The organism is Lacinutrix cladophorae (genome assembly GCF_053604645.1).
In genome coordinates this window covers 1-24557 of record NZ_JBSHNR010000073.1, presented here as the reverse complement: position 1 = coordinate 24557, position 24557 = coordinate 1, and the positions used below count along the sequence as shown (strand labels likewise).

Annotated in this window: 22 protein-coding genes and 1 tRNA gene; 10 read left to right on the top strand and 13 right to left on the bottom strand. The window is 30.8% G+C overall.

All coding sequences use genetic code 11. The annotated features are described in order from the left end of the window. The first annotated feature begins 192 nt into the window (after nt 1-192). From purU to ACVC3Y_RS02175, 4 genes are all read left to right on the top strand, one after another. Nucleotides 193-1047: a formyltetrahydrofolate deformylase gene (gene purU / locus ACVC3Y_RS02190; protein WP_303426282.1), complete on the top strand. Its 855-nt coding sequence runs from the start codon at nt 193-195 to the stop codon at nt 1045-1047. Between the two features lie 134 nt (nt 1048-1181). Continuing rightward, complete coding sequence (locus tag ACVC3Y_RS02185; protein ID WP_303426281.1) at nt 1182-1886, top strand: DUF4197 domain-containing protein; 705 nt, start codon at nt 1182-1184, stop codon at nt 1884-1886. A gap of 236 nt (nt 1887-2122) precedes the next feature. Then, nucleotides 2123-2320: a Lacal_2735 family protein gene (locus tag ACVC3Y_RS02180; protein ID WP_303426279.1), complete on the top strand. Its 198-nt coding sequence runs from the start codon at nt 2123-2125 to the stop codon at nt 2318-2320. 90 nt (nt 2321-2410) lie between these two features. Continuing rightward, nucleotides 2411-2557 (top strand): hypothetical protein, encoded by a 147-nt coding sequence (locus ACVC3Y_RS02175; RefSeq protein ID WP_303426278.1) that lies wholly within the window; start codon nt 2411-2413, stop codon nt 2555-2557. Here ACVC3Y_RS02175 and ACVC3Y_RS02170 read toward each other — a convergent pair. The 3 genes from ACVC3Y_RS02170 to prfA all read right to left on the bottom strand — a co-directional run bounded on the left by ACVC3Y_RS02170 (nt 2529) and on the right by prfA (nt 5382). Beyond that, nucleotides 2529-3314 (bottom strand): ABC transporter substrate-binding protein, encoded by a 786-nt coding sequence (locus ACVC3Y_RS02170; protein WP_452225992.1) that lies wholly within the window; start codon nt 3312-3314, stop codon nt 2529-2531. The two genes, ACVC3Y_RS02175 and ACVC3Y_RS02170, sit on opposite strands and share 29 nt — an antisense overlap. 44 nt (nt 3315-3358) lie before the next feature. Next, nucleotides 3359-4177: an orotidine-5'-phosphate decarboxylase gene (pyrF, locus tag ACVC3Y_RS02165; protein WP_452225991.1), complete on the bottom strand. Its 819-nt coding sequence runs from the start codon at nt 4175-4177 to the stop codon at nt 3359-3361. A gap of 128 nt (nt 4178-4305) precedes the next feature. Beyond that, the gene (prfA, locus tag ACVC3Y_RS02160; protein ID WP_303426275.1) at nt 4306-5382 is read right to left on the bottom strand and encodes a peptide chain release factor 1; all 1077 of its coding nucleotides are present in this window, start codon (nt 5380-5382) and stop codon (nt 4306-4308) included. A gap of 116 nt (nt 5383-5498) precedes the next feature. Here prfA and ACVC3Y_RS02155 point away from each other — a divergent pair, with 116 nt between their 5' ends. Then, nucleotides 5499-5786 (top strand): hypothetical protein, encoded by a 288-nt coding sequence (locus ACVC3Y_RS02155; protein WP_452225990.1) that lies wholly within the window; start codon nt 5499-5501, stop codon nt 5784-5786. On the opposite strand, the gene ACVC3Y_RS02150 is transcribed toward ACVC3Y_RS02155, so the two are convergent. The 5 genes from ACVC3Y_RS02150 to ACVC3Y_RS02130 form a co-directional block, all read right to left on the bottom strand. After that, on the bottom strand, nt 5783-6748 hold the full coding sequence (locus tag ACVC3Y_RS02150; RefSeq protein WP_452225989.1) for a DUF3078 domain-containing protein: 966 nt from the start codon (nt 6746-6748) through the stop codon (nt 5783-5785). The genes ACVC3Y_RS02155 and ACVC3Y_RS02150 overlap by 4 nt on opposite strands. A 123-nt stretch (nt 6749-6871) precedes the next feature. Beyond that, nucleotides 6872-7279, bottom strand: coding sequence for a hypothetical protein (locus tag ACVC3Y_RS02145; protein WP_452225988.1), 408 nt, complete (start codon nt 7277-7279; stop codon nt 6872-6874). Between the two features lie 359 nt (nt 7280-7638). After that, nucleotides 7639-8817, bottom strand: a complete 1179-nt coding sequence (locus tag ACVC3Y_RS02140; protein WP_303426272.1) for an AIR synthase related protein — start codon at nt 8815-8817, stop codon at nt 7639-7641. Nucleotides 8818-8858: 41 nt separating this feature from the next. Next, a complete protein-coding gene (locus ACVC3Y_RS02135) occupies nt 8859-9530 on the bottom strand; it encodes a Curli production assembly/transport component CsgG (protein WP_452225987.1) in 672 nt (223 codons plus the stop codon). A gap of 461 nt (nt 9531-9991) precedes the next feature. Then, a complete protein-coding gene (locus tag ACVC3Y_RS02130) occupies nt 9992-12178 on the bottom strand; it encodes a glutamine synthetase III family protein (protein ID WP_452225986.1) in 2187 nt (728 codons plus the stop codon). Nucleotides 12179-12357: 179 nt separating this feature from the next. Between ACVC3Y_RS02130 and ACVC3Y_RS02125 the strand changes: the two genes are divergently transcribed. Beyond that, nucleotides 12358-13383 (top strand): glutamine synthetase beta-grasp domain-containing protein, encoded by a 1026-nt coding sequence (locus ACVC3Y_RS02125; protein ID WP_303426266.1) that lies wholly within the window; start codon nt 12358-12360, stop codon nt 13381-13383. Between the two features lie 59 nt (nt 13384-13442). On the opposite strand, the gene ACVC3Y_RS02120 is transcribed toward ACVC3Y_RS02125, so the two are convergent. Further along, nucleotides 13443-14384 (bottom strand): calcium/sodium antiporter, encoded by a 942-nt coding sequence (locus tag ACVC3Y_RS02120; RefSeq protein ID WP_303426264.1) that lies wholly within the window; start codon nt 14382-14384, stop codon nt 13443-13445. A gap of 165 nt (nt 14385-14549) precedes the next feature. Between ACVC3Y_RS02120 and ACVC3Y_RS02115 the strand changes: the two genes are divergently transcribed. Further along, nucleotides 14550-14909, top strand: coding sequence for a BlaI/MecI/CopY family transcriptional regulator (locus ACVC3Y_RS02115; RefSeq protein WP_303426263.1), 360 nt, complete (start codon nt 14550-14552; stop codon nt 14907-14909). 2 nt (nt 14910-14911) lie between these two features. Next, nucleotides 14912-16567, top strand: a complete 1656-nt coding sequence (locus ACVC3Y_RS02110; protein WP_452225985.1) for a M56 family metallopeptidase — start codon at nt 14912-14914, stop codon at nt 16565-16567. 61 nt (nt 16568-16628) lie between these two features. On the opposite strand, the gene ACVC3Y_RS02105 is transcribed toward ACVC3Y_RS02110, so the two are convergent. After that, nucleotides 16629-18608, bottom strand: coding sequence for an endonuclease (locus tag ACVC3Y_RS02105; RefSeq protein WP_303426260.1), 1980 nt, complete (start codon nt 18606-18608; stop codon nt 16629-16631). A gap of 606 nt (nt 18609-19214) precedes the next feature. On the opposite strand from ACVC3Y_RS02105, the gene ACVC3Y_RS02100 reads away from it, so the two are divergent. Continuing rightward, nucleotides 19215-19367, top strand: a complete 153-nt coding sequence (locus ACVC3Y_RS02100; RefSeq protein ID WP_452225984.1) for an SsrA-binding protein — start codon at nt 19215-19217, stop codon at nt 19365-19367. A gap of 240 nt (nt 19368-19607) precedes the next feature. After that, nucleotides 19608-19681 (top strand) — tRNA-Arg (locus ACVC3Y_RS02095). 112 nt (nt 19682-19793) lie between these two features. On the opposite strand, the gene ACVC3Y_RS02090 is transcribed toward ACVC3Y_RS02095, so the two are convergent. From ACVC3Y_RS02090 to ACVC3Y_RS02080, 3 genes are all read right to left on the bottom strand, one after another. Next, nucleotides 19794-21737 (bottom strand): OmpA family protein, encoded by a 1944-nt coding sequence (locus ACVC3Y_RS02090; RefSeq protein WP_303426258.1) that lies wholly within the window; start codon nt 21735-21737, stop codon nt 19794-19796. A gap of 10 nt (nt 21738-21747) precedes the next feature. Beyond that, the gene (locus ACVC3Y_RS02085) at nt 21748-22683 is read right to left on the bottom strand and encodes a PorP/SprF family type IX secretion system membrane protein (protein WP_303426257.1); all 936 of its coding nucleotides are present in this window, start codon (nt 22681-22683) and stop codon (nt 21748-21750) included. A 62-nt stretch (nt 22684-22745) separates the two neighbouring features. After that, on the bottom strand, nt 22746-24557 hold a 1812-nt coding region (locus tag ACVC3Y_RS02080), incomplete at its 5' end, for a T9SS type B sorting domain-containing protein (RefSeq protein ID WP_452225983.1).

The window sequence follows — 24557 nt, the reverse complement described above, 5'->3', positions numbered from 1 at the left end:
ATATAATCTGATTTAGGCTTGCAATTTACGGAATATTCAAAAATATCACTCAATTATTTGTAATAATCTAAAAGTTAAAAACGAAAAAATAACTTCGACTTTTTAGACTAATTTAGTATAAATATTAGCCAATAAATTTTCGTTAACAAATAACGAGAACATAAACAATTCTGGCTTTCGCGGAAAATAAATATGAAAAAATTAACCATACTAATAAACTGCAATGACCAATCCGGAATTATTGCAACTGTCACTAATTTCATAGCAAACAATAAAGGAAATATTGTTTACATCGATCAACATGTAGATAGAGAACAAGATATCTTTTTTATGCGTTTAGAGAGTGAATTTGAAACGGAAAAATTTGAAATAGAAGACTTTAAACAAAATTTCAAAATAAACTTAGCAGAACAGTTTAATATGAAATGGCGTATTTATGCTGCCGAAGACAAACCAAAAATGGCCTTATTTGTATCTAAATACGACCATTGTTTGTATGACATTTTAGGACGTTATAATTCTGGAGAACTAGATGTTGACATCCCTTTTATTGTAAGTAATCATGCAACTTTAAAGCCAATTGCTGATAGTTTTAAAATTCCGTTTTATCACATTCCTGTCACTAAAGACACTAAAGCAAAAGCAGAAGATGAACAATTAAGACTGTGTGAAAAATTCGGTATTCATTTTATAGTTCTTGCTCGTTATATGCAAATTGTTTCAAGCAAAGTAATTAATCAATATCCTAATAAAGTAATAAATATTCATCATTCATTTTTACCAGCCTTTGTAGGAGCAAAACCCTATCATTCCGCATATAAAAGAGGCGTTAAAATAATTGGAGCAACGAGTCACTATGTTACCGAAGAATTAGATGCTGGACCAATTATAGAACAAGATGTTGAACGTGTTTCCCACACACATGCTATTGAAGACTTAATAGCCAAAGGACGTGATTTAGAAAAAATTGTATTAGCCAATGCTATAAAACTTCACATTAAAAGAAAGGTAATGGTCTTTAACAATAAAACCGTTATTTTCTCCTAACTATTATTTGACTAACCCTTTAATAATAAGGATTTTCTTGCTAATCGAAAAAAAATTAGAAATAATACGCAATTTTTGTTCTAAAAACGCATCTAAAGAATACGTATCTTTACATTAAAAAAAAAACAGAAATTATGAAAAAAATATTTGTATTCGCTATTATTTTAAACTTTACTGCCTGTGCAGAATTACAACAAGTAATAGATCAATTACCTGAAGAAGTAAGCACGCTTTCAGAATCTGAAATAGGCTCTGGATTAAGAGAAGCTTTAGATCTTGGTATTGACAAACAAGTAACCAAATTAACGCAAACCGATGGTTTTTATAAAAACGATTTGGTGAAAATCTTACTACCAGAAGAGTTGCAAAAAGTAGATAAAGCACTTCGTGACATAGGGCTAAGTAGTTTAGCCGATGAAGGTTTAAAAGTATTAAATCGAGCTGCAGAAGATGCCGTTGGAGAAGCAACACCAATTTTTGTAAATGCAGTTAAAGACATTACGTTTACAGATGCTAAAAACATACTTCTAGGAGACAATGATGCAGCTACACAATATTTAACTGGCAAAACACAAACGGCATTATACGCTAAATTTAATCCAGTAATTAAAGCTTCTTTTGACAAAGTTGGAGCAGATCAAATTTGGGCTAACCTTATTAACAAGTATAACGCCATTCCTTTTACAAGTAATGTAAATCCGGATTTAACAGATTATGTTACAGGTGAAGCCTTAAATGGCGTATATAAAATGATTGCTGTAGAAGAAGAAGAAATACGTAGTAAAGTATCTTCAAGATCTACCGATTTATTACGTAAAGTTTTTGCACTTCAGGATTAATAAAAAACGAACTTAACAAAAAGCTAATATTAGCATAACCTTTTTACAATAAAACAAACATACATTTGTACTATCAAGAATAGAACTCCATGTTTTTGAGTTAGTTAGTTATTAGAATAAAACCGATTTAAACCCTTAAATCGGTTTTTTTGTTATTTTTTTAAGCTTTTTTTTACATTTTTAAATAAATAATGTATATTTAATTACGGATTATCTAATGCCCTAAAACTAACCTAATGAACCAAATAGAATTAATAAAGCAAAACCAGATCAAGCTTAATAAAAAATATAAGTTTCTTATCGAACAAGCTTATAATTTTAGGCAAACCGATCATGCTTTAAGTGATATTTCGGAATACAAAGCAATCCAGCTTTTAAGCAAATTAAATAAGCTTAAATATTTATCCAGAGAACACTCGCAACCTACTATTTAACAATAATTATACATTCTTTAACCTTTAACTAACATCCAATTTAGCGATTTACTCGTACTTTATATATAAAGAACAAGTAAAGAATTAGTTATGAGTACACATTATTGTAAGGTTGGTAAAAAAACGCCAAACGAAAATAAAGTTTTTAGCATAAAAGCTATAGAAAACAAAGCGAAACAATTAGTAGAATCTGTAACCAATCAAAAATCTACACAAGATTTTGATGTAGCAACTTAAAGTACGAAAAAGACTTAATTAGTCTAGAACCATACCATGAAAACATTTCGCCATCTACTAATAGTATTTTGGCATTAGTATAATATGCTTGTAATTCTTCTATATGTTTTTCTTTAAAAGGGTACGGTTCACTAGATAAAAAAACAACATCAACATTTTCTTGTTGTTTGAGATTGATTTCTGGGTATCTTCCTAAATCTGCATATACATTTTCAAACTTATTTAACGCCAATAAATAATGGATGAATGTATTTTTTCCCGCAACCATGAATGGATTTTTCCAGATAAAATAAGCTGCTTTTAAAGTATTTTTTTCTTTAATAAAGCTTTGGAAGTCTTTTAGGTTTGTTTTAATTTTTTCTGAAATTACTAAAGCTTCTTTTTCCTTCTTAAAAATTTCTCCATATTGGTTAATCATTGTAATACAATCTAAAATTGATTCAATGTTAGAAACATGTACCGAGCAAATCTTATTACAAGCCGCTACAATTTCTTTTGTATTTTCTTCTTTATTACACAAAATAATATCTGGTTGCAAGGCTTTAATCTTTTCAAGATTAATTTGTTTTGTACCACCTACAATAGTTTTTGTTTTTATTAAATGAATAGGATGCACACAAAATTTAGTTATTCCAATTATTGAAGTTTTTAAACCTAAATCATATAATAATTCGGTCTGCGATGGAACTAATGAGATTATTCGCTTAGGAACCGAATTAAATTTTAATTCTCTTCCTATTTGGTCTTTGAATTTCATAATGAGATTGCTTCGTCATTCAATCATGCAATGACATTCTACTTTTATTTATTATTCAAAATAACTTCCATTTGCCCTTGTAGTTCTTTTGCTTTTTTAGCAGCTGCATGTGCAAAATCTATTTCTTTGGAAGCGTAAATAATTCCTCTAGATGAATTAATTAATAAACCAACTTGTGCAGTCATTCCGTATTTACAAACCTCCTGAAGGTTTCCTCCTTGCGCTCCAACTCCTGGAACTAGCAAAAAGCTATCTGGAATAATTTTTCTTATTTCCGAAAAATATTCTGCTTTAGTTGCACCAACAACATACATGAGATTTTCAGAATTTTTCCAAGTTTTAGAAGTTTCTAAAACGTGTTTGTATAATTCTTTTCCTTCTACTTGTTTGGTTTGAAAATCGAAAGCACCTGCATTGGAAGTTAAAGCCAACATAATAGTGTGTTTATTTTCAAAAGCTAAGAAAGGCTCTACCGAATCTTTTCCCATATATGGAGCTACTGTTACGCTATCAAAAGCTAAATCTTCAAAAAAAGCTTTTGCATACATGGTACTTGTATTACCTATATCGCCACGTTTTGCATCAGCAATAGTGAAAATTTCTGGATGCTTTTCATTTAGATAATGAATCGTTTTTTCTAGAGCTTTCCATCCTTTTAAACCATAAGCTTCATAAAAAGCAGTATTTGGTTTATATGCAACACAAAGGTGCTGCGTTGCATCTATTATCTCTTTGTTGAAAGCAAAAATTGGATCTTCGGTTTCTAATAAATGTTCCGGAATTTTATTTAAATCGACATCTAATCCTATGCAAAGAAAGGATTTTTTCTTTTGAATTTGAGCAGTAAGTTGTTCTGTTGTCATGGATAATGCTTTGACTTTTCTGTACTAAATGCAGATTCTTATTTTATATTTTAGGATTTCGTATGGATTACGTAAAAAATAAATTAATAGTATTTGATATAAAAAAAGCCTCAAAAAGAGGCTTGAATCTATAAATGTTCGTCGCTAGCTTTTAACTTTTCTGTATTATCTGCTAGTTGTAACTCGTCTATAATTTTTTGAATATCACCATTTACAATATTAGATAAATCGTATAATGTTAATCCGATTCTATGGTCTGTTACACGACCTTGCGAATAATTATAGGTTCTAATTTTTGCACTTCTATCTCCAGAGGTTACCATGGTACCACGTAACGCTGCATCTTCTTCCATCTTTTTTGCCAATTCCATATCATACAACCTAGAACGCAATACTTTAAATGCTTTTTCTTTATTTTTATGTTGGGATTTTTGGTCTTGACATTGTGCTACTAATCCTGTTGGGATATGTGTTAAACGTACTGCAGAATAAGTAGTATTTACAGACTGACCACCTGGACCTGAAGAACAGAAAAAATCGATACGTACATCTTTTGGATTTATTTCTACATCAAATTCTTCGGCTTCAGGAAATACCATTACCGTTGCAGCACTTGTGTGAACACGTCCTTGTGTTTCGGTTTGTGGTACTCGTTGTACACGATGCACACCAGCTTCAAATTTTAACGTTCCATAAACATCGTCTCCGGTTACTTCAAACTGAATTTCTTTAAATCCGCCATTAGTCCCTTCACTATAATCGACAGTATCTACTTTCCAACCTTTACTTTCGCAATACTTAGAATACATTCTAAATAAGTCTCCTGCAAAAATACTCGCTTCATCTCCTCCAGTTCCTGCACGTAATTCTACTACTGCATTTTTAGAATCTTGAGGATCTTTAGGAATTAATAATACACGAATTTCATCGTCTAACTTAGGTATAGCCTCTTTAGCTTCTTCATATTGCATTTTGGCCATTTCTACCATTTCGGCATCACTACCGTCTGAAATAATTTCTTCCGCTTCAGCTAAATTATTTGTATACTCTATATATTGCTCACGTTTATCCATTAACAAGCGTAAGTCTTTGTACTCTTTATTTAATTCTACATAACGTTTTTGATCTGTAATAATATCTGGCTGAATGATTAAATCACTAACCTCATCAAAACGCTGTTTTACTATTTGTAATTTCTCTAACATGTATCTTCTAAAAATTGTGTGTCAAAAATACGATAATTTATGGATTTTCTATAGTGTATATACAAGCAATATTATTATGAAAATAATTAGGTCTCTTTTGCGTTTTAATATTACTAATGAAACTACTAAAAGGAATACTTGCGTATTATAAGCCACTATTTTTGTGGTCTTTTTCTATAAATATTATTGTTTTAATAGTTAGTCAAAGTTTTTTACTTACTATTCTAACAAAGTTATTTGTTGTTATTTTATTTGGTTTACTACTCAATGATTTTAGTGTTAGAAAAAGAATTGGCTTTTATAAAATGGTCGGTGTGTCTAACCTAAAACTTCTTAGTTTTTTATTTTTAATAGACTGTTTAGTAGCTAGTATATTTATCTTTATAATAAAAGGGTTTGTTTAAAAATCTACTACAACACCAATACCAAGAATTTGTTTCCATTGTACTTTAGCCCCTTCTTCTACATATTCTTCCTCTTCTGTTTCTTCGTTAATAGCCATTAAATTTTTCACATCGTTATCATATTTTAAATGTGAACCTAAATTTGCTCTAATATAGTTGTTTACTTTAAAGTCTAAGTTTACTTGCCAATCTGCATCTATGTTACCAAAATCATTTAAATAATCTGTATATAAACTAACTAAATGCTTCATATAAATGTTTTTAGCAATTTCTGTTTCGTAGGCATTGGTAATGAGTATACCGAATTCATTTCGTACTCGTTCTCCTTTCTTTATTACATTATCTTCATCGTCTAACACCGCTGGAGTTACGCCAAAAGCTCCTGAATTTGCTAATTCTTGATCTAAAACAAAAGTAGATTTAGTAGTTGCAGGAGAAAAGTACACAGATAGTTTTTCTATGTTTTTTCCATATTCAATTCCAACGCCATAAAATAAATAGCCTGGAGCCATGAATTTAGAAATTGCATTTGTGGTATTTGGATAGGTATAACCGTTTGTAAATTGCGTTTTAAAATTAAACTTTGAAGTAAAAAACCAATTGGTTAAACTATCTTTTCGATAACCAATATTAGAGTTAACCTCTATTAAATCTTCGGTTTTTCTTAGCTCTTGACTTTGTTGCTTATTAATACCATATCGAATATTAATATTGTTGTTCCAAAAAAAGTGTTTGAATTTATAGTTTGCTTCACTTGCAAATCCTAATAATGCGGAAATAGAATTACTTCCTCCAGAATTCCAGTTTACAAAAGCTACTTCACTTACATCTAAAGTAGCTATATTTTTATTTTTCCATTTAGGAAAACTCTTTTTTGTAGTGGTATCAACAACTTTAACAGGGGATTGTGCAAAAGTGAACTGTACAGAAAGAACGAGTAATAGAATTAAAATTTTTTTCATTTGTAAAATTTAATAGCACACGAATTTAAATACTTAAAGAAAATATTTAATGTTTTTAACAAATTTTAACAAGAAAACAAACTGTGCATAAATAATCGAAATACCCAAGATTAGTTTCTATAATTACGGATTTACTAACACCTGTTCTTCTTCTTTATAATCATGGATAGCATACCTTATAATAAAAAAGAAAGCAAAAAAGTAAAAGGATGTTGCTGGCACATATAATAAGTTGATATTAAAATAGTAAGCTAATGCCGCAAAAAAATCGGATAGTGCAAAACCAAAAACAAAGTACATAAAATACATTGCTTTTGTGGTGTTGGTAGTAAAATTATAATGTCCAGCAAACACACAGGATAAAACAAGTATTATACCATAAAAATAGAGTATGATTTGCTGCAAATCATCATGTAATTTATATGTAATAAAACGAATTAATTGATCTAGAAAAAAGAAATTTAAAGAGATTATAATCACAAAAAAAGCAATAAGCAGTTTATTTACTTTTTTTAATTGAATCTTTTTCAATCCAAAAACCAATAGGATTAAATACCCTGTAATTGAAAATAAAGACGTTAATTTATTATAGATTGGATTTTCATAGAAAAGCAAGAAACAACCTGAAAATAAAAAACATATAAAAACATATAATATAGCCTTGTTTCTATACCCTTTAAAATAAATGAAAAGTAAAAAATAAAGAAAAACACTTACCAATCTTAATATTCTGTTTTCTAGAATGGTATATTCTGAAATCACATATATATTAATTACGAATAATAGTAGAGATATAATAAGTAGGATTTTTTTCTCAAAACTCATTAGTTATTCGTTTTAATGAATAAAGTTATTTTTTAATATGCTGAATGAAAACTTAACAAGAAAGTCTAGTACTCAAAAACACCATATTCACTTTTAATTGTTAATTTTTTATTTTCTGAGGCCTCCACACTACCAATTACTTTAGCATTTACATTAAAAGATTTAGAAATAGCGATTATATCTTCAGCTATTTCAGGAGTTACGTATAATTCCATTCGATGTCCACAGTTAAATACTTGGTACATTTCTTTCCAATCTGTTTTAGATTGTTCTTGAATAAGTTTAAATAAAGGTGGAACAACGAACATATTATCTTTTACAATATGAAGGTTATCTATAAAGTGTAGAATTTTAGTTTGAGCTCCTCCAGAACAGTGTACCATTCCGTGAAGTGTATCACTATTGTATTTAGCTAAGATTGCACTTATAATTGGCGCGTATGTTCTTGTAGGAGACAATACTAGTTTTCCTGCATCTATAGGTGCATCTGCTACAGCATCTGTTAGTTTGGTATTTCCAGAGTACACTAAATCTTCTGGAACAGAAGCGTCAAAACTTTCTGGATATTTTTCAGCCAGATATTTTGAAAACACATCATGTCTTGCAGAAGTTAAACCATTACTTCCCATTCCTCCATTATACTCTTTCTCGTAAGTAGCTTGACCAAAACTTTCAAGGCCAACAATTACATCTCCTGGTTTTATATTAGCATTGTCTATAACATCTTCACGCTTCATTCTTGCAGTTACCGTAGAGTCTACAATGATGGTTCTTACTAAATCTCCAACATCTGCTGTTTCCCCTCCTGTTGAGTGAATAGTAACACCAAAGGTTTTTAAATCTTGTATTAACTCTTCAGTTCCGTTAATAATTGCAGAAATAACCTCTCCAGGTATTAAGTTTTTATTCCTACCTATGGTCGAAGAAAGCATGATATTATCTGTAGCGCCAACGCAAAGTAAATCGTCAATATTCATGATAAGAGCATCTTGAGCAATGCCTTTCCAAACAGATATATCTCCTGTTTCTTTCCAATACATGTATGCAAGCGAAGACTTTGTTCCTGCTCCATCTGCATGCATGATTAAACAATAATCATCATCATTAGTTAAATAATCTGGAACAATTTTACAGAATGCCTTTGGGAACAATCCTTTATCTATATTTTTTATAGCGTTATGCACATCTTCTTTAGAAGCAGAAACTCCTCTTTGCGCATATCTTTTACTTACATCTTGGCTCATGAAATATATTTTGAGCAACAAAAATAAGAATAGTATTTTAGTTATTTATGAATTATTGGATTGGAATTAATAATTGTTGGTGCATCCTCAGGTATTTGCTGCTTTTTATTTGAATTACCAAAGTAATAATTAAGGCCAAAAGCTATTCGCCAAAAAGTATCATTCGCTTTTCCATAAACTTTTCCATCTAGGTCATCAGAAAAAGTATGATTATAATCTGTAAATAATTTAACTCCAAAATCTTCCATAATTATGTATTCTATACCAAAACCTCCTTGAATTTTCATTCCAGTTTCGTTAAAATAGTTTGAAGCATTAATACCTGCACCAGCAAAAACAAAAGGAGTAAAAAAACGATCTGGCATAATGGTACTTTCTACATTAAGATCAAAAGACATATAACCAGTATTACTAATATTTTTATGCGCAAGATTAAATTTATTATACGTAAAATTCGCGTTAACATAAGGATTTATATACCTTTTAAAACCTACTTGTCCATAAAATTCGAATAAAGGATCTGGAAAATCTCCATTAATAACTGCAGTACCTAGAGCAGCTGTAAAAACATTATCACCGCGATACTTATAAAAGAAGTCATGTGATTTATTTATAGTTTCTTTATCCTCTTCATTTTTATTTTGCGCACTTGATTGTAAAACAAATAAACACAGAAAGAAAATAATAAAAAGCTGTTTGTAATTAGAAATCATTGTAATTGTTTTTTGGGGTAAAAGATGCATATCATAAAAATAATAAAGACAAATGAAGAAAGTCCATTTGTCTTTATTTTAAAATACTTAAAAACTTAAATTAACACAAAATAACTTGTAGCGTTATTTACTAACTAAAACTAGTTAATATTATGTTGAACCTTTTGTTGATTCTGTACTAAATCTTTTTTGAAATCTTGATCCTCTTTTTCTTTACTAGCTTGCGAGAATATGAATGTCGCAACCATGAGCATAAGGACACTTAAGAAAAGCCTCTTCATTTTAAATTGATTATTGATTAATAGCAGTGCTAAAATAATAAAAAAGGAGATGGCAAATCATTATTTTTTTATTAATTCGTTGATATGCAAATTAATATAGACAAACTACAATCAAGAAGATTTAGCAGTAAAAAAAAAGCTACTTCTAGTGAAGTAGCCTAATAAAACGTACGATTTTTCTTAATTTGTAAATAATAATTCTCTGTATTTTGTTAATGGCCAAAGCTCATCGTCTACTAGTAATTCTAATTTATCACAATGATACCTAATATCACTAAAAATTGGCTTTACTTTAAAGCAATATGCCGCTGCTTTTTTTTCGATATCCTCTATATTATTAGCAGTTTTACGTGCATTAGTCATATTAGTTACATTAGAATTTAAAGACTCTAAGTGACTAGAAATGTCTTCAATTAAAAGCATTTGCTCTTTAGCTAACTTTTTAAAACTTGTGCCATAGATTTCTTTAAGACCTCTAACATTTTCTATTAAAACATTTTGGTATTTTACTGCAGTTGGTACAATATGATTTCTAGCGATATCACCAAGCACACGACTTTCTATTTGTAAGCGCATGGTATATTGCTCTACTTCTATTTCGTAACGCGCTTCTACTTCTACTTTATTCATGATACCTAGGTCTCCAAACAAATGGATTGCTTTTTTAGATACTTTAGCTTTTAAAGCTTCGGGAGTTGTTTTATTATTACTTAACCCTCGTTTTTTAGCTTCTTTTTCCCAAGCTTCACCATAACCATTTCCTTCAAATAAAATATTTTTAGACTTCTTAATATACTCTCTTAATATGTTAAAAACAGCTTCATCTTTTTTTAAGTTTTTCTTATCGATTAATACATCCACTTCTCCTTTAAATTCTATTAATTGCTTTGCAACTATTGCATTTAAAACTGTCATTGGGTTTGCGCAATTTGCAGTAGAACCAACTGCTCTAAATTCAAATTTATTTCCTGTAAATGCGAAAGGTGAAGTTCTATTTCTGTCAGTATTATCTAGCAATACATCTGGTATTTTACCTACTACATTTAGTTTTAAGTCTGTTTTTTCTTCTGGAGACAATTTACCATTCGTTACGTTTTCGAGCTCACTTAAGGTTTTTGTTAACTGCTCACCTATAAACACAGAAATAATAGCTGGTGGAGCTTCGTTAGCTCCTAATCGATGATCGTTGCTTGCAGATGCAATTGCTGCACGAAGTAATTCTTCATTATCATAAACCGCCTTTATTGTATTAATAAAAAAGGTTAAAAACTGTAGATTACTCATTGGTGTTTTACCTGGGCTTAAAAGATTTACACCAGTATCTGTAGTTAAGCTCCAGTTATTATGCTTTCCAGAACCGTTTACTCCTGCAAATGGTTTTTCATGAAAAAGGACTTTAAAATTATGGCGAGCTGCAATTTTATCCATAACATCCATAAGTAACGAATTATGGTCTACTGCAAGGTTAGCCTCTTCATAAACAGGAGCTAATTCAAATTGATTAGGAGCAACCTCGTTATGCCTCGTTTTAACAGGAATACCAAGCAACATGCATTCGGTTTCTAAATCACGCATATAAGCCATTGCTCTATTCGGTATGGTACCAAAATAATGATCGTCTAATTGTTGTCCTTTTGCTGGAGAATGCCCTAATAAAGTACGACCAGTTAACACTATATCTGGACGTGAATTAGCCAAAGCAAGATCTATTAAAAAATACTCTTGCTCCCAACCTAAAGAAGCATTTACTTTTTTTACATTTTTATCAAAATATTTACAAACAGCTACTGCCGCTTGATCTACAGCCTGTAAAGCACGTAATAATGGTGTTTTATAATCTAAAGCTTCGCCTGTATAAGACACAAATACGGTTGGCACACAAAGAGTTGTTCCATAAATAAATGCTGGAGAGGTTGGATCCCAAGCGGTATAACCACGAGCTTCAAAAGTGTTTCGTATTCCTCCGTTTGGAAAACTGGAAGCATCCGGTTCTTGTTGAACTAGTTGCCCACCTTCAAACTTTTCAATAGCCCTTGTGTTTCCAATTGGTTCAAAAAATGCATCGTGTTTTTCTGCTGTTGCTCCAGTTAACGGTTGAAACCAGTGCGTATAATGTGTAACTCCTTTAGAAATCGCCCATTCTTTCATTCCTGTTGAAATATGATCTGCAATTACTCGATCTATTTTAGAACCATTTTTAATAGCATCTTGAACACTATTAAAAGCTTCTTTTGTTAAATATTGAAGCATGGTATCTTCATTAAAAACATTCGCTCCAAAAATAGAAGAACGTCTTTCTTTTTCTTCAATAAGTACTGGTATTCTATTATAAGTTTCTTTTAGTGCGTGAAATCTTAATGTTGACATATTATTAATATTTTTATTCAAAAATACGAAATCTTTAATATTTACATTACTACCTACTAAAAAATAGGGTTAATAATAATAATTAACATTATTTCAACTTAAACCCCCCATTTTTTTTGACTAAATAAAAAAAAAAGCAATATTTGTAATATTATATTAGATAAAACAAAAATTTTATTATGGCAAAAATTAAATTAGAATACATTTGGCTAGATGGTTACTTCCCTACACAAAACATGAGAAGTAAAACTAAAGTAGAAGAGCACGAAAACTTTAAAGGTACTATTGAAGAATTAGGCATGTGGTCTTTTGATGGATCGTCGACTAGACAAGCTTCTGGAGGTGCTTCGGACTGTTTATTAAAACCTGTAGCAATTTACCCAGATCCAGACAGAATTAATGGATACCTAGTAATGACTGAAGTATTAAATGCAGATGGAACTCCTCATGTATCTAATGGAAGAGCTACTATTGATGACGACGATAATGATTTTTGGTTTGGTTTTGAACAAGAATATTTTATTATGGATACCAAAACACAGTTACCATTAGGATTCCCTATTGGTGGTTATCCAGCACCTCAAGGAATGTATTACTGTTCTGTAGGTGGAAAAAACACACATGGTAGAGATTTAGTTGAAGAACATGCCGATTTATGTATTGATGCTGGATTAAACTTTGAAGGTATAAACCAAGAGGTTGCTTCAGGACAATGGGAATTCCAATTGTTTGCTAAAGGAGCTAAGAAAGCAGGAGATGAAATATGGATTGCTAGATATTTACTAGACCGTTTGACTGAAAAATATGGTTTTTACATTGACTATCATCCAAAACCATTAGGTAAGGATATGGACTGGAATGGATCTGGTATGCATGCAAATTTCTCAAATGAAGTTTTAAGAACATGTGGATCTGAAGAAATTTACGGAAAAATCTGTGAAGCTTTCCGTCCAGTTGTAAAAGAACATATTGCTGTTTATGGAGAGTTTAACGATCAACGTTTAACTGGTTTACATGAAACAGCTGCTATTACAGATTTCTCTTGGGGAGTTTCTGATAGAGGAGCATCTATTCGTATTCCAATTATTACCGTAGAAAAAGGATGGAAAGGTTGGTTAGAAGACAGAAGACCTGCTTCTAATGGAGATCCATATAAAATTGCTGGTAGAATTATTAAAACAGTTAAATCTGCAAATATTAGCTAATACCGTTTACATTATTTAATTATCCACTAAAAAGGTTATCTTAATTGATAACCTTTTTTTTATCCTCTAAATACTAAGAAAATAAAAATACCATAAAGTACAACTAGTGTAAATCCTTTTATTTTATTTATCTCATGTCGCTTTGGTAGTAATGCTAGTACTAAAACACTAGAAGCAAAAATTAACATCCAAAAGATATCCCGAGATAATATTAAAGGCTCTGTTACAGGAATCGTTTTAATTATAGAAGTTAAACCAAGCACAGAACCAATATTAAAGATATTAGAACCTAATAAATTCCCTAAAGAAATAGCTTTTTCTTGTTTTGCAGCAGCAATTATAGAAGCTGCAAGTTCCGGAACACTTGTTCCTATAGCAATCATAGTTACACCAATTACAGCTTCACTCACACCAAGCTGTGTCGCTATTTCTGTAGCTCCTTTTACTAGCCACTCACTACCAAAATATAAAGCTAGAGCTCCTATAAGTAACCAAATAGTCATTTTAAAATTAGAAACCGTTGCTAAAGCATCATCAACTTCATCGGAAACCTCTTCATTTTTCTGACTTTTTATTAAAAAGATGATAAACACAAGTAATCCTGCAAACAATACGCCTCCCTCGATTGCTGTAAGTTGACTATCATTCCAAAGAAAATAGTATAAAGCTATAGAAAACAGCATCATTACAGGCCAATTCACTTTATAAAACGATTTATCAACACCAATTGCACCAACTATAGCAGTTATACCTAAAACCAAGCCAATATTAGCAATATTAGAACCTACAACATTATTTATTGCAATTGCTGGCGAACCAGATAATGCCGCATTTAAGCTTACAAGTAACTCTGGTGCTGAAGTAGCAAAGGAAACCACTGTCATACCTATAACGATTTTAGATATGTTTAGTTTAAAAGATAAAGCTACTGAAGCCCTAACTAAAAACTCTCCTCCTATTACTAATAAAACAAAACCTAAAATTAAAAAAGCAATACTCATATTTATATTTTTGACTCCTTAGCAAAAGCTTTGAAGAATTTAAAATGCGAAGATAGTATTTCTTCTAAATGAAAAAGCAAAACTTAAAATTTAGTTAAATAACTACATTATTAGTTGTATAACTACAATAATAGTTATAGCTTTACTTTGTATAAAATTAGCAGTATGCAAAAACTAACAAATAAGGAAGAAGAGATCATGCACATTTTATGGAAACTTGAAAAAGCTTTTGTAAAAGACGTATTAGCAGAGATTAAAGACGAAAAACCACATTATAACACGCTTTCTACAATTATTAGGCATCTAGAAGAAAAAAAATATGTTAGTTATAATGCCTTTGGAAAAACGCATCAATACTTCCCTATTATAAGTAAAGAAGCATATAAAAAGAAATTTATGAACACCGCAATAGAGAACTATTTTAACAGTTCTTATAAAAGTGTCGTTTCTTTTTTTGCTAAAGAAGAAAAAATTAGCATTGCCGAATTAAAAGAAATTATATCTATAATTGAACAAAAAAAATAAGGATGGAATATTTACTTAAAGCATCCGCTATTATAGCGATATTTTATTTTTGTTATAAACTATTTTTACAACGGGAAACTTTTTTTGAAAGTAACAGACTGTTTTTATTTATAGGCTTACTAGCTGCATTTTTTTTACCGCTTTTAATAATTCCAATTTATATAGAAAACCCAAATACCGTAATTAACATTTCGGATTTTTCCACAAATACAACTTCTGCAACAACAACAAAGTGGGATTATAATTTTATTTTAATATCAAGTATTTATTTACTAGGAGTTAGTTTCTTTTTAATAAAGCTAATACTTGAATTCGTTTCACTAATTCGATTGCTTCTTAAAAACAAATCTTATAAAAAGGATGGTTTAACATACCTGGAAACGGAAAATTCGGTTTTGCCTTTTTCGTTTTTCAGTTATATAGTATACAATCCAAAACAATTTAATACTGTTGAATTAGCACATATTATAAATCATGAAAAAGTGCATGCAAGTCAACTACACTCTATAGATATCTTATTAGCACAGTTAGCAAGTATTGTTTTTTGGTTTAATCCGCTCATTTGGTTTTACAAAAAAGAAATACAACAAAATTTAGAATTTATTGCCGATAAAAATGCACAAAGTATTTCCTCCTGTAAAAAAAGTTACGAATATGTTTTACTTAAAACAACCGTTTCCAATATGCAATTAATACTTACAAATAATTTTTACACCTCCTTAATCAAAAAACGAATCGTTATGTTACACAAATCAAAATCCAATAAACTAAACGTTTTAAAGTACACCTTAGTTCTACCATTATTAACGGTATTTTTAATGAGTTTTAGTACAAAAGAAATGTATGTAAATCAAAGCTATTCAACCATCATACAAACTGTTGGGGATATTGAAGTCCTTATTATAAATAAAGATTTCACAGATGCTGCATTAGAAAAAATAAAAAGTGATTTTAAAAATAAAGGTGTACATCTTGATTTTAAAAGCATTGAACGCAATGAACAAAATGAAATTATTACAATTAAAATTGAAGCAAAATCTAAAAACACGAAAACAAACTTTAGTTCTAATTCTAGCAATGCTATAAAACCAATTAAAATAACTTATAATAGTGATGAGGAAAGTATTTCGATTGGTACCATAGAAAAAAACGAAATTTATATTATTGAAGATGAAAACACTAAAGTTGTAAAATCTGGTTCTGGTAGTAATTTGGTTGTTTTAACGGAAGACGATAAAGGAAATCCTAAAGACACCAAAGTAATTATAAAAAGAAATACGAATGTTATTGATTTAAATTCGGATGCATCCGAAAATAATGAAAAAGTTTATTTTATTACCAAAGATAAAGATGGAAACGTTGTTAAAGAAGAAATTAAAAACTCCAAAGAAAAACAAACTTGGGTTGTTGAAGAAGGTGGAGCAAATGACATAAAAGTTGTTAAAACAAAAACGAAAGACAATAAACTTGTTATTTCAACCGATAGTGAAAATAGTCCATTAATTTTTATTGACGACAAAGAATCTACTAGTGAAGAATTAGAAGCTTTAGATCCAAATAATATTGAAACCATAAATGTATTAAAAGGAGAAAAGCATACAAGAATTTATGGAGGTAAGGCGAAGGATGGCGTTATACAAGTAAAGACCAAGAAATAATTAAAAAAAAAAAAAAAAATCGCAAACATTATGTTTGCGATTTTTTTTATGCGATTAAATTCTATTGAATCACTATTTTCTTTATTGTGGTTTTATCTTCAGAAGTAATTTTAAACAAATACATTCCACTAGAAAGGTTAGTATTTAAAACCGAATTACCATGGATGTTATAGGTTTCTACTTTTCGTCCTTCCACAGAGAAAACTTCTACAGTAGCTTTATTTAAAAGTCCGTTAATATAAACAACATTTCTCGCTGGATTAGGATACACTTGTACTTGAAGCGCATTGGTTTCCGAAATACTCAATCCTTGATCCCAAGTTACATCTAGATCTACTTGATTTCCCCAAATATATTCTACTAAATCTGGTTGATCTATAAAAGGGTTTCTATTCATCTGCCAAGTATATACTACATTGTTTCTGTTCATTTCATAATCGTCTGGAGGATCATTTCTATGCCATTCTAACAAGGTTGCTAGATCACCAAGAGTTCCGTCATTTTCATCTATATCTTCAGGATAACCATTTACAAGAGCTAATCCGTTGTAACGAACAGCCATAAAGAACACACTTCTTGCAACATCGCCATAAAAACTAGCAGCTGTATTATTTGGACCATCATACCCTCCAAAAGCAGGATCTCCATAATTTTTATTATTTCGTGAGCTATTCTCTGGTCCATCTGCAGCTCTTAAAGCATGTGCATCAGAATATCCATGACGAAGTGAATCTGCAGTAGTGTTCCAAAAAACTTCTTTTCCATCTGCTATATCATCTGCATCGATATCATAAAAAGTACCACGAGATCTAGGGTACGTATGCTCTCTATTCCATTTACCTGTACTGCTACCTCCTGTATGATTTTCTAACTTCGATCTACCTTGCTCTGTGTATAATAACCAAACTTCGTTACTATGCTCTGGGTTTTGATCTGCTTCTTTTAAAATATCAATTACATCTGCATAGGTTTGTGCTCTTACCACACCTTCTTCTGCAATAATATCTTGAAGCGCTTGACGTAATTCTTCGTCTTGTAAACCATGTAAACTGTCATAATACCCTTCTGGTTGCGTACTTGTTACATTTCCTAAAAATGGATTAAATTGATTGGAAGGTGTACCAAAATTAGCCATGGTATAATCATCATCCACAGCTCTTAATTTTAAAAAATTATTATTAGCTATATAAGGCCAATCTAAAGGAACGAACTTCACTATAGGTTCTTCATCACCTTCATCTAAGGTATCGTTAATTATGGTTATTGTAGTTGTTACAGAATTTGAACCGTTAGCTATTGTTACAGTTGTATTTCCTGTAAAATCGGTAGTATTAAATCCGTAATTATCTAAAGTAAAACTAAAGGTTACATCTTCTGTTACGTTTTCTTCGGTTGAAAAAACAATATCAAAAACATCTCCTTCATTATATATTATTTGATCTGTAGACATGTTAATAGCAACAACAGCTTCTCCAACTCCATCATTAATCGCTCTTGGCGTAGGTGTTGTAGAGATATATGAACCATCTTGTAAAAGTTGAATCGAATTGGTATTATTACCAGAACCTTCATTTATTTGCTCTGTAACACCTAAGGCTGCCATTAGTTCTGTATCATCCGAATCGGAAGTATCATAAACCAAAGCATCGATTAAATTAGTTTGTGTAGCTGGTGTTTCTTCAGGAAAATCAGAAGCATTTCCTAAATATATAGCAACAGCATCAGCTCCATTTTGAATGGTATTTAATGAGATTAATACTTGCGGAAAAGGTGTTACAGAATCACTACCAATTAAAAGTAAACCGTTTGGATCTGTTTGGTATCCATCTAGATCTAAAGTAAAGTAACTATCATCGCCATTACCATTAAACAAAACTAAGACATAACCATCTAATGGAAAGTTTGGTGTGTCAGATTTAAGTTCAATGAACTCCTTATCATCTGTACTTGGTGTATCGCAATCAACTTCATTAATTACAATTTGACTAAAAGAAAATTGATATATCAATAAAAATAGTAATAAAGTATAATTTGTTTTCATTAGGGAAATTTTTAGTAAAAGTACATATCCATTTAAGTTTAAGAGAGTTTTAACCTCTAGAAATACATAACTTTAACACTTATAGAAAAAAATCTATAAAATAAAAACTCCTGTTTTTTAAAGTTTTTAAAACTAAAAAAAAGAGGATAACGAATTAAAACATTCTTTTTTAACAAAAAATTGCCTACAATATTTAAAACAAGGCTAAAAACCTCCTTAAAAAATAACACTATAAAACATAAAACCCGTTAACAGTTACAAAACAAAACATAAACCAAGGGAGCAAGGTTACAATTTAATATACAATGCGTTATTTTTATTATAATATAATATTCAAAACCATTCTTTTTATTAGAAACATTTGGACTATAGTTTCGAAAAAATATATATTGAAAAAACATTACAAAAACAAAACGCTTATTAATCTTTAAAAACTAAAAACTATGCTAACTCTTGCTAAAACATTAATTGAACTAATACTTACTAATTTATAGTATGTAACAAAAGTAAAACTTAGTCTAGAATGAGTTTTACTCTTTATAATCAATATTTGGCAAAGTGCATGTAAAGCAATAAGTTTACAACTTAATACATTGCTTTTAAGTCATGAAAAAGAAAATATTTAAATTGTTAGCTAAAGCGAATAAAATAGTATTGCCTAGTTACACAAAACAAGGTTTAGATTTAAGTAAAGCTACAAAAACACAAATGGCAATTTTTGGTTGGAAAGTTTATGTGACTAAAAATGCTTTGGATTAAGCGTTATACATATACTGCATCTTACATTAGTTTCTACCTTGTATTTCATCTCTTAGAGCTATTTTCTTATGCTTTTAGGCTATGAAATAAAATGTAACACAATAATAATACCTTATCTTCATAAATGCTTTAAAACACATGTTATGAATTAGAAGTTTTTCTCTTTAATAAAATTTAAAATAAATTTCCTCTTTGCTTTGTGATTCTATTAAAAAGAAATATATTTGCACCCACAAAAATGGCCTCGTGGCGCAACTGAATAGCGCACTTGATTACGGCTCAAGAGGTTACAGGTTTGAATCCTGTCGAGGTCACTACAAAAAAAAGCAAGCTTAAATTAAGCTTGCTTTTTTTTTAATTAAAAATGGATTTTAAATAAAAAAACCACCAATTTATTGGTGGTTTTTTATTACTATTTTTTTATTATTAGTCCATCGAAACTACAATAAATTCACTACGTCTGTTAAGTTGGTGTTCTTCTTCTGTACATGGTACACCATCAGAACATCTATTCGTTAAAACTCTTTCTCCATATCCTTTACCTGTTAATCGATTAGCATCGATTAAACCAACGTTAATGATATGTGCTATAGTAGATTTGTTTCTTCTTTTAGATAAGGCTTCGTTATACGCATAAGGAGCTCTAGAATCTGTATGAGAACGTACATCTATTTTCATATTAGGATATTGCTTCATAACAGCAATTACTTTTTGTAATTCTAAAGCAGCATCTGGTCTAATATTAGATTTATCAAAGTCGAAATAAATAATTGGAATATCTAATACTTTAGCTAAATCTGTTCCTACCTTAATTTCTCTAACTTCTTTAGATAAGTTAAGCTCTAACTCTAATTCTTGTTTAGTACTAGGTGTTGTAAAACGTACTTCATCGGAAGCATAATCTTGTTTCTGAGCACGAACTAAATATTCTTCTTCACATGCTAGGTTAAAAGCAAAAGTAGCGTCTTCTCCAACAACTAACCTTTCTTTTTCTTTACCGTCTTTATCAAATAAGATAACTGTAGACTCTGGTAATAATTCTCTTGTATTTTTATCTTTAACAATACCTTCCACTATTTGTTCGCATTTATTTTCAATAGCTGCAAAACTATAGATATCATCATCGCCTTTTCCGTTTAGTCTATTTGAAGAAAAGAATCCCTCATTAGTTCCTAAGTTTTCATAGTATGCAAAATCATCTTGCGGACTGTTAATTGGTTTCGCTATATTTTCTACTACTAATGTAGAAGCGCTTTCGTATTTATTTTCAAAATCTCTAATCACGTATACGTCTAATCCTCCTAAACCAGGATAGCCGTTAGAGGAAAAGAATAAATCTCCTTTTTCATTTATAAAAGGAAATGTTTCTTGTCCTTCTGTATTAATTCTAGATCCTAAATTTTTTGGTGTACCTAAAGTACCGTCTGTATTAATATCTACAACATATAAGTCTGATTCACCTTGTGTGTCTGGCATATCGGAAGCAAAATATAGTTTTGTACCATATACATTAACTGTTGGATGTGCAACGCTATACTGATTGCTATTAAAATGAATTGACTCAACATCTCCCCATGTTTCATCTTCCTGTAATCTAGCTCTATATAGTTTTAATCTAGTAACATCTTCACTATCTTTTTTTAGTTTTTTATTCGTATAATTATTACGTGTAAAAAACATTATTTGATCGTCTGGAGTAAATGAAGGTGTAGATTCATGATAAGGAGTATTTACAGTTTCATCATAGCTTTCTACATTAATATAAGAACCATCTTCTTGTTTTTCTACAGCGTATAAATCTAAGAATGGTTGATCATTCCATTTATAAATATTACCATCCCCTCTTGAAGAAGCAAATATTAGTTTGTTTTTATATTGTGTAGTTCCAAAATCAGAAACTTCAGAATTAAAGTCCATATTGGTTACTTCAAAATCTTTACTAGCTTTTTCAATTTTAGCAAGATAATCTACTGTAGAAGCAAAAGCTCTTCCTCTAGAATCATTAGATCTAGAATCATTAAACTTTTGCATCCATTTATCGGACTCTTCATAGTTTTCACCATATTTTAATGCTTGTGCATATCTAAAGTAATATTCAGCATCTATAGGTTCGTTTAAATCCATTAATTCTCCATACCATTTAGCAGCTTCTTCCATTTTGTTATTAAAATAGAATGAGTTACCTAATTTTTGAAATAAATCGACAGATTTGTGACCTGCTTCTGCTACTTCTAGTAAAACTTCACTTGTCTTTACATAGCTGAATTGGTCGTAATCTTTATTTGCTTTTTTTATTTTTCCTTTTTGGGCATATCCGAAAGATACAAAGAGACCAAAAAATGCAATTAATGTAAGTTTATATAATTTCATAATCTTTTATTTAGAAGAATCTAGGAGAAATAATTTTACTATCTTTTTTAAACAATTCAAATCTTAGCATGATTTCATAAGAACCATCATTAAATTTGGTTTTACCAAGCTCAGTAGTTTCTCTGTCATATGCTAAACCAATCATTAATCCTTCAGTAATTTGAAAACCAGCCAAAGCACTAACTGCAGCACTCCATCTATATGCAGCTCCTAGAGTAAGTTTGTCGTTAATTAAAAAATTTGCGGTTAAATCTACTTGTAATGGAGCACCTTCTACAGCTTTACCTAAAAATGCTGGTTTGAATTTTAAATTCTCTGTTAAATCGAAAACATAACCACCAATTAAGTAATAGTGAATCCTTTCTTTTGCTGTAGATAAGCTTATTTCATCTAAATGTTCTGTTTCTAATAAGTTAGGAGCAGAAACACCTAAATACCATTTATCAGCATGACGATAATATAAACCAACACCTACATTTGGGGAAAATTCACTTATAGAACCCGTTGGCAATACAGCATCTCCTTCATTGTATCGATTTAATTCATCATAATTAATATTCATTAAATGACCTCCTGCTTTTAAACCAAAGGAGAATCTTCCTTTATCTGAAGTATGCAAGGTGTAAGATAAATCAATATCAAAATTAGTTTCATGTGTTGGACCAATATTGTCATTAACAATAGATAATCCTAAACCTAGTTTTTCACTACTTCCAATTGGAGAATGAACACTTAATGTTTGTGTATTTGGAGCTCCTTCTAAGCCAACCCATTGTGTTCGGTATAAACCAACTATACTTAAGACTTCTCTTGATCCAGCATATGCAGGGTTTATACTCATTGTATTATACATGTACTGAGTATATTGTGCTTCTTGCTGCGCAAAATTTTCAAAGCAAAAAATAGTGCTAATACTAATAACTAGTAGTAAGATTTTATTTTTCATTCTAATTTGTTATGTTTTATTTTTTAAATGGAGGTAGACATTAATCTACCTCCTTTTTAATTCTATCTATGGATGTATAAATAACCTGCTTTTTCTTTAGTTTCCCCATTTTTAACATAGGTTACAATATAGAAGTAAGTTCCTGCTGGTAATAATTCATCTTCACTAATAGTAACTCTACCGTTAGATCTACCGCTAAAATACTCTCCATTTTGTCCATATCCTAAAGCATCATATACTAATACTCCCCATCTATTATAGATTCTTACTTGGTTCTCAGGGAATAGCTCAATGTTTTCAATTGTAAATACATCATTATCGTAATCTCCGTTAGGGGTTACAGCATTGAATATTTCAATATCATCATCGGATTCTGTTAATACCCCATTATCTACTTCTAAGTAATCAGGCAAACCATCACCATCACTATCAAATGCATCGAAGCCAAAACCATCTCCAGGATATTCATCACTAGTTAGGATCGCATCATCATCATCATCCGTATCTAAGTAATCAGGTGTACCATCATCATCAGTATCATCGTTTGTTGGATCATTATCTCCTGTCGGATCAACTTCTCCATCAGACACATCTGTATCGGTATAATCTTCATTAATAGTTAATACACCATCATTATCATCATCCGTATCATTAAAGTTTGGCATGCCATCTCCATCAGTATCTCCATAACCTAACTCTTCTCCATTTAGTACATTATCATTATCACAATCACCTGCTGCCCAAGCTGCAGATGGTTCTTGTGTCATGCTATCAATTATGAAATCACAGCTATTAGTTGGATCTGTACCATCTATAATCTCGTCAGCATCAATAACTCCATCACCATCACAATCTATTGCTGCTATAATTGGTTCTGTAACATCTTCAACATTATAAGAACAAGGATCTGTTGGATCTGTACCATTTAAGATTTCAGTAGCGTCTAATACTCCATCTCCATCGGTATCACATAAACCTGTAGGATCACATGGATCTGTTGGATCTGAAATACCATCTCCAAAGTCATTTGGATCTAATGGTGTATTTGGATCATCGATTCCTGTAGTTTCCTCACAATCTGTAAGTCCGTCACCATCCGTATCTGTACTGTCAATTCCGATTGGATCACATGGATCTGTTGGATCTGAAATACCATCTCCGAAATCATTTGGATCTAATGGTGTATTAGGATCATCGATTCCTGTAGTTTCCTCACAATCTGTAAGTCCATCACCATCAGTATCTATTGGTGAAGGGCAAGGATCAACAACTACTGGTGCATAACCATCATCGGTTGTTGCTGTTTCAACTCCTTCTAATACGGTTACTGTTTCTGGATCTGAAGTTCCTGTTGTTAAAGTACCACTTACATCTGCTGGTAATGTAGTTTCATCAACATCTACTTCTGCATCTCCTACTGGAATGTCTGTTGCTGTCCATGAGCCATCCGTTCCTGTTGTTACTGTTGTTTCGTCTCCGTTAACATCAGTAATTACAACTTCTACTCCTTCTATTCCTTCTTCTCCTGGATCTTGTATTCCATCGCCGTTAAGATCTTCAAATACAACTCCACTTAAATCTCCAACTACTGGTGCATAACCATCATCGGTTGTTGCTGTTTCAACTCCTTCTAATACGGTTACTGTTTCTGGATCTGAAGTTCCTGTTGTTAAAGTATCTGTAATATCTGCTGGTAATGTTGTTTCATCAACATCTATTTCTGCATCTCCTACTGGAATGTCTGTTGCTGTCCATGAGCCATCCGTTCCTGTTGTTACTGTTGTTTCGTCTCCGTTAACATCGGTAATTACAACTTCTACTCCTTCTATTCCTTCTTCTCCTGGATCTTGTACTCCATCGCCGTTAAGATCTTC

Bases quoted from the DNA above. Each gene is read 5' to 3' on its own strand.
- ACVC3Y_RS02100 (WP_452225984.1), top strand. From the start codon at position 19,215: ATGAAAAAGAAAATATTTAAATTGTTAGCTAAAGCGAATAAAATAGTA.
- ACVC3Y_RS02185 (WP_303426281.1), top strand. From the start codon at position 1,182: ATGAAAAAAATATTTGTATTCGCTATTATTTTAAACTTTACTGCCTGT.
- ACVC3Y_RS02120 (WP_303426264.1), bottom strand. From the start codon at position 14,384: ATGAGTATTGCTTTTTTAATTTTAGGTTTTGTTTTATTAGTAATAGGA.
- ACVC3Y_RS02170 (WP_452225992.1), bottom strand. From the start codon at position 3,314: ATGAAATTCAAAGACCAAATAGGAAGAGAATTAAAATTTAATTCGGTT.
- ACVC3Y_RS02125 (WP_303426266.1), top strand. From the start codon at position 12,358: ATGGCAAAAATTAAATTAGAATACATTTGGCTAGATGGTTACTTCCCT.
- ACVC3Y_RS02175 (WP_303426278.1), top strand. From the start codon at position 2,411: ATGAGTACACATTATTGTAAGGTTGGTAAAAAAACGCCAAACGAAAAT.
- ACVC3Y_RS02180 (WP_303426279.1), top strand. From the start codon at position 2,123: ATGAACCAAATAGAATTAATAAAGCAAAACCAGATCAAGCTTAATAAA.
- pyrF (WP_452225991.1), bottom strand. From the start codon at position 4,177: ATGACAACAGAACAACTTACTGCTCAAATTCAAAAGAAAAAATCCTTT.
- ACVC3Y_RS02150 (WP_452225989.1), bottom strand. From the start codon at position 6,748: ATGAAAAAAATTTTAATTCTATTACTCGTTCTTTCTGTACAGTTCACT.
- purU (WP_303426282.1), top strand. From the start codon at position 193: ATGAAAAAATTAACCATACTAATAAACTGCAATGACCAATCCGGAATT.
- ACVC3Y_RS02130 (WP_452225986.1), bottom strand. From the start codon at position 12,178: ATGTCAACATTAAGATTTCACGCACTAAAAGAAACTTATAATAGAATA.
- ACVC3Y_RS02085 (WP_303426257.1), bottom strand. From the start codon at position 22,683: ATGAAAAATAAAATCTTACTACTAGTTATTAGTATTAGCACTATTTTT.
- ACVC3Y_RS02155 (WP_452225990.1), top strand. From the start codon at position 5,499: ATGAAACTACTAAAAGGAATACTTGCGTATTATAAGCCACTATTTTTG.
- ACVC3Y_RS02110 (WP_452225985.1), top strand. From the start codon at position 14,912: ATGGAATATTTACTTAAAGCATCCGCTATTATAGCGATATTTTATTTT.
- ACVC3Y_RS02105 (WP_303426260.1), bottom strand. From the start codon at position 18,608: ATGAAAACAAATTATACTTTATTACTATTTTTATTGATATATCAATTT.
- ACVC3Y_RS02140 (WP_303426272.1), bottom strand. From the start codon at position 8,817: ATGAGCCAAGATGTAAGTAAAAGATATGCGCAAAGAGGAGTTTCTGCT.
- ACVC3Y_RS02115 (WP_303426263.1), top strand. From the start codon at position 14,550: ATGCAAAAACTAACAAATAAGGAAGAAGAGATCATGCACATTTTATGG.
- ACVC3Y_RS02135 (WP_452225987.1), bottom strand. From the start codon at position 9,530: ATGATTTCTAATTACAAACAGCTTTTTATTATTTTCTTTCTGTGTTTA.
- prfA (WP_303426275.1), bottom strand. From the start codon at position 5,382: ATGTTAGAGAAATTACAAATAGTAAAACAGCGTTTTGATGAGGTTAGT.
- ACVC3Y_RS02090 (WP_303426258.1), bottom strand. From the start codon at position 21,737: ATGAAATTATATAAACTTACATTAATTGCATTTTTTGGTCTCTTTGTA.